This is a genomic window from uncultured Allobosea sp. (assembly GCF_945956895.1).
Taxonomy (GTDB): domain Bacteria; phylum Pseudomonadota; class Alphaproteobacteria; order Rhizobiales; family Beijerinckiaceae; genus Allobosea.
On sequence record NZ_CAMFJF010000151.1, the window covers coordinates 1 to 3,274 of the forward strand.

The 3,274-nt window shown below is 68.6% G+C and carries 4 protein-coding genes and 1 pseudogene; all 5 read left to right on the top strand.

The window, feature by feature from the left end; translation table 11 throughout:
• Positions 1-139: 139 nt before the first annotated feature.
• Positions 140-313: pseudogene (locus Q0Q02_RS23590) on the top strand (transposase); the annotation flags it as partial.
• Between the two features lie 63 nt (positions 314-376).
• Positions 377-529, top strand: a complete 153-nt coding sequence (locus tag Q0Q02_RS23595; protein ID WP_293813252.1) for a hypothetical protein — start codon at positions 377-379, stop codon at positions 527-529.
• A complete protein-coding gene (gene tnpB / locus Q0Q02_RS23600) occupies positions 526-879 on the top strand; it encodes an IS66 family insertion sequence element accessory protein TnpB (RefSeq protein ID WP_293813246.1) in 354 nt (117 codons plus the stop codon). Before Q0Q02_RS23595 ends, tnpB begins: the two co-directional genes overlap by 4 nt.
• 72 nt (positions 880-951) lie before the next feature.
• Complete coding sequence (locus Q0Q02_RS23605) at positions 952-2,547, top strand: IS66 family transposase (protein ID WP_293813248.1); 1,596 nt, start codon at positions 952-954, stop codon at positions 2,545-2,547.
• Positions 2,544-3,233 (top strand): UPF0149 family protein, encoded by a 690-nt coding sequence (locus Q0Q02_RS23610; RefSeq protein ID WP_293813250.1) that lies wholly within the window; start codon positions 2,544-2,546, stop codon positions 3,231-3,233. The genes Q0Q02_RS23605 and Q0Q02_RS23610 overlap by 4 nt, the downstream gene beginning before the upstream one ends.
• The last annotated feature ends 41 nt before the right edge of the window (positions 3,234-3,274 follow it).

The following is a 3,274-nucleotide window of genomic DNA, read 5'->3' on the forward strand; positions in this document are numbered from 1 at the left end:
GTAAGCGGCCTCTCGCCCCCACCTTCAGCGGCGCATGCTGATCGGCGAATGTCGCACCCGCTGAGTCGAGCGGGTTGGACACGTGTCGGACACTGAGCTTTTGCCCAAATCGAAGCCGGAGCCGGCGCGCCGGCTGGAGGTGTTTACCGGCTCGGGTCGACGCCGGACGTGGGCCCCTGCGCAGAAGGCGGAGATTGTCGCCGAGATCTACGACAGCGGGGACACGGTGTCGGCTGTCGCACGACGCCATGGGCTGACGCCGCAACAGCTCTTGGGCTGGCGGCGCGAGGCGCGACGGCGGGCGAACCGAGCGGCGGCGAACGGAGAACCGCCTGCGCACGGAACCACCTTCGTTCCTGTCGTTGTCGAGGAAGCCTTGCCGAGCCTAGCGGCGCCGGTCGCGGCGAAGGAGGGCGGCGGCGCCTCGGTCATCGAGATCGTGGTCGGCGCCGCGACGGTTCGCGTCACGCCGGGCGTCGACGCTGCGACGCTGACCGCGGTGCTGTGCGCCGTGAGGGCGGCGACATGATCGCGGTTCCCCCTGGCGCGCGGGTTTTGGTGGCGACGAAGCCGGTGGACTTCCGACGCGGCGCCGACAGCCTCGCCGCTCTCGCGCGCGAGGAGCTTCAACGCGATCCCTTCTCGGGCGTGATCATCGTCTTCCGCTCGAAGCGTGCGGACCGGCTGAAGATTTTGACCTGGGACGGGTCCGGTCTCGTGCTCGTCTGGAAGCGGCTCGAGCAAAACGCATTTCGCTGGCCGCCGATCAGCGACGGCGTGATGCGCCTGTCGGCGTCGCAACTCGCCGCGCTCGTCGACGGGCTGGACTGGTCACGCCTCCATGCGCGCGACGCGGCCCGGCCGGAGGCAGCGTCCTGAAGCTGTGACCAATGGAATCAGCACGCCATTTTCCTGGTCACGGCGTCGCGCCGATGTGATTCTCTCCTGGTCGTGAGCGAGAGCGCGAATCAGCCGCCGACCGAGATCGCCGAGTTGCAGGCGCAGCTCGCGAACGCGCTCGCCGAGCGCGACGCCGCGATTGCGGCGCGCGACGAAGCTCTCTGCCGCAACGATCGCCTGGAGCATCTCCTGCATCAGTTGCAGCGCATGCAGTTCGGCCGCCGGTCCGAGAAGCTCGACCCGGACCAACTCGGCTTGGCGTTCGAGGATGTCGAGCAGGCAATCGCCGCGAACGAGGCCGCCGACGACAGGCAGAACGAGGAGCGCGCTCGCGCTCGTGCGGAAAGGCGCCGGGCCAAGCGCAACGCGCTTCCCGCCCATCTGCCGCGCGTGCACGTGACGATCGAGCCCGAGGACAAGACCTGCCCGTGCTGCCGCTCGCCCATGCACGTGATCGGCGAGGAGACCTCCGAGCGGCTTGACGTGATCCCGGCGCAGTTCCGGGCGGTCGTGACGCACCGTCCCAAATACGCCTGCCGGGGCTGCGAGCAGGCGGTGGTGCAGGCGCCGGCGCCCGAGCGGCTGATCAAGGGCGGGATGCCGACCGAGGCGATGGTGGCCTCCGTGCTGGTCGCGAAGTACGCGTGGCATCTGCCGCTCTACCGGCAGTCCCGGATGCTGGCCGCCCAGGGCCTCGACATCAAGCGGTCGGTCCTGGCGTTCTGGGTGGGGTACGCAGCGGCCGAACTCCAGCCGCTCTACCTGCGGCTGCGCCAACTGATCCTGGGCTCCGGCAAGATCGCGGTCGACGAGACGAAGGCGCCTGTGCTCGACCCCGGCCGCGGCCGGGTCAAGAACGGCTACTTCTGGGCGATCGCCCGGGACGACCGACCCTGGGGTGGGACCGATCCGCCGGCCATCGCCTTCACCTACGCGCCCGGCCGCGGCGCGGTGCATGCGTTGAAGCTGCTCGACGGCTATCGCGGCGTCGTGCAGTGCGACGGCTACGCCGCCTACAAGAAGATCGCCGCCGAGGCGACGGGCGAGGCCATCACGCTGGCGTTCTGCTGGTCGCATCTGCGCCGCCGGTTCTACGACCACGCCAAGAGCGGCGATGCGCCAATCGCCAGCGAAGCCCTCGAACGCATCGCCGCGCTCTATGCGATCGAGACAACGATCCGCGGAACGAGCGCCGAGGAGCGGCGCCGCGTGCGCCGGGAGAGGAGCAAGCCCCTGGTCGAAGCACTCAGGATCTGGTTCGAGCGGCAGCTCGCCCGCGTTTCCGCCAAGGCGACGATCGCCGAGGACCTCCGCTACGGCCTGAACCATTGGGACGGGCTTGTCCGTTTCCTCGACGACGGCCGCGTCGAGCTCGACACCAACATCGTCGAACGCGGAATCAGGCCGATCGTTCTCAATCGAAAAAATGCGCTCTTCGCCGGCCACGACGAGGGAGCCGCGAACTGGGCCTGCATCGCCTCGCTGATCGAGTGCTGCAAGCTCAACGACGTCGACCCGCAAACCTACTTCGCCGACGTGCTCACCAAGCTGGTCAACCTCTGGCCCGCCTCCCGCATCGACGACCTCATGCCCTGGGCGTGGGGCGCGGAGCATCCGATGGCGGAACCAAAGGAGGCCGCGGCGTGACGATCGATCCGATCGCGGTCTGGTCGAGCTTCCTGGCTTCGCCGCAGGCGCCGAAGACGGCAATGTCTCCGCTCGAACTCGACGGCTACCTGACCGGCGTCGTCGTCACGCCGCAAGCCGCCCCGATCCTGCCGAGCGTCTGGATGGCTCGGATCTGGGGCGACGACGAACCGATCTTCGGGGACGACGCGCAGATCAACGCCGTCCTCGGCGCCGTCATCGCCCACTACAATCTCCTCCTCAGCGACATCGACCGCAGTCTCAAGCGCATGGAGGCTGACCGAAACGTCGACTATCGGCCCCCGTTCGTCGTGGGAGACGAAAAGCCGAGCCACGACGCTGTGCGAGCATGGGCGCGCGGGTTCTGGAAGGCGATGACGCTCGCCCCGGCGACCTGGAGCGGGCTGGTCGAGGACGAACGGACCAAAGTCGTTCTCGAGCCGTTCATCGGCTTCTTCGATCTCGGCGGCCCTCATCCGGAGCTAGGCCCATCCGACTCGGACGCCTCGCTCGACGCCGAGGCCGCCTTGATCCCGCGCATGATCCTGATCCTGCGCAAGCTTGCCCGCATCCGAGAAGCCGCAGGCCGCTCGGCGCCCATCTCGCGACGCGAAAAGGTCGGCCGCAACGACCCGTGCCTCTGCGGTTCGGGGAAGAAATACAAACGCTGCTGCGCTCGCGCGTGAACCTCGGCCATAGGCCGCCGTGGGGCGGAAGGGCCGCTTAC

What these genes read in the sequence shown, in the direction of transcription:
- tnpB (WP_293813246.1), top strand. Translation starts at nt 526, where the DNA reads ATGATCGCGGTTCCCCCTGGCGCGCGGGTTTTGGTGGCGACGAAGCCG.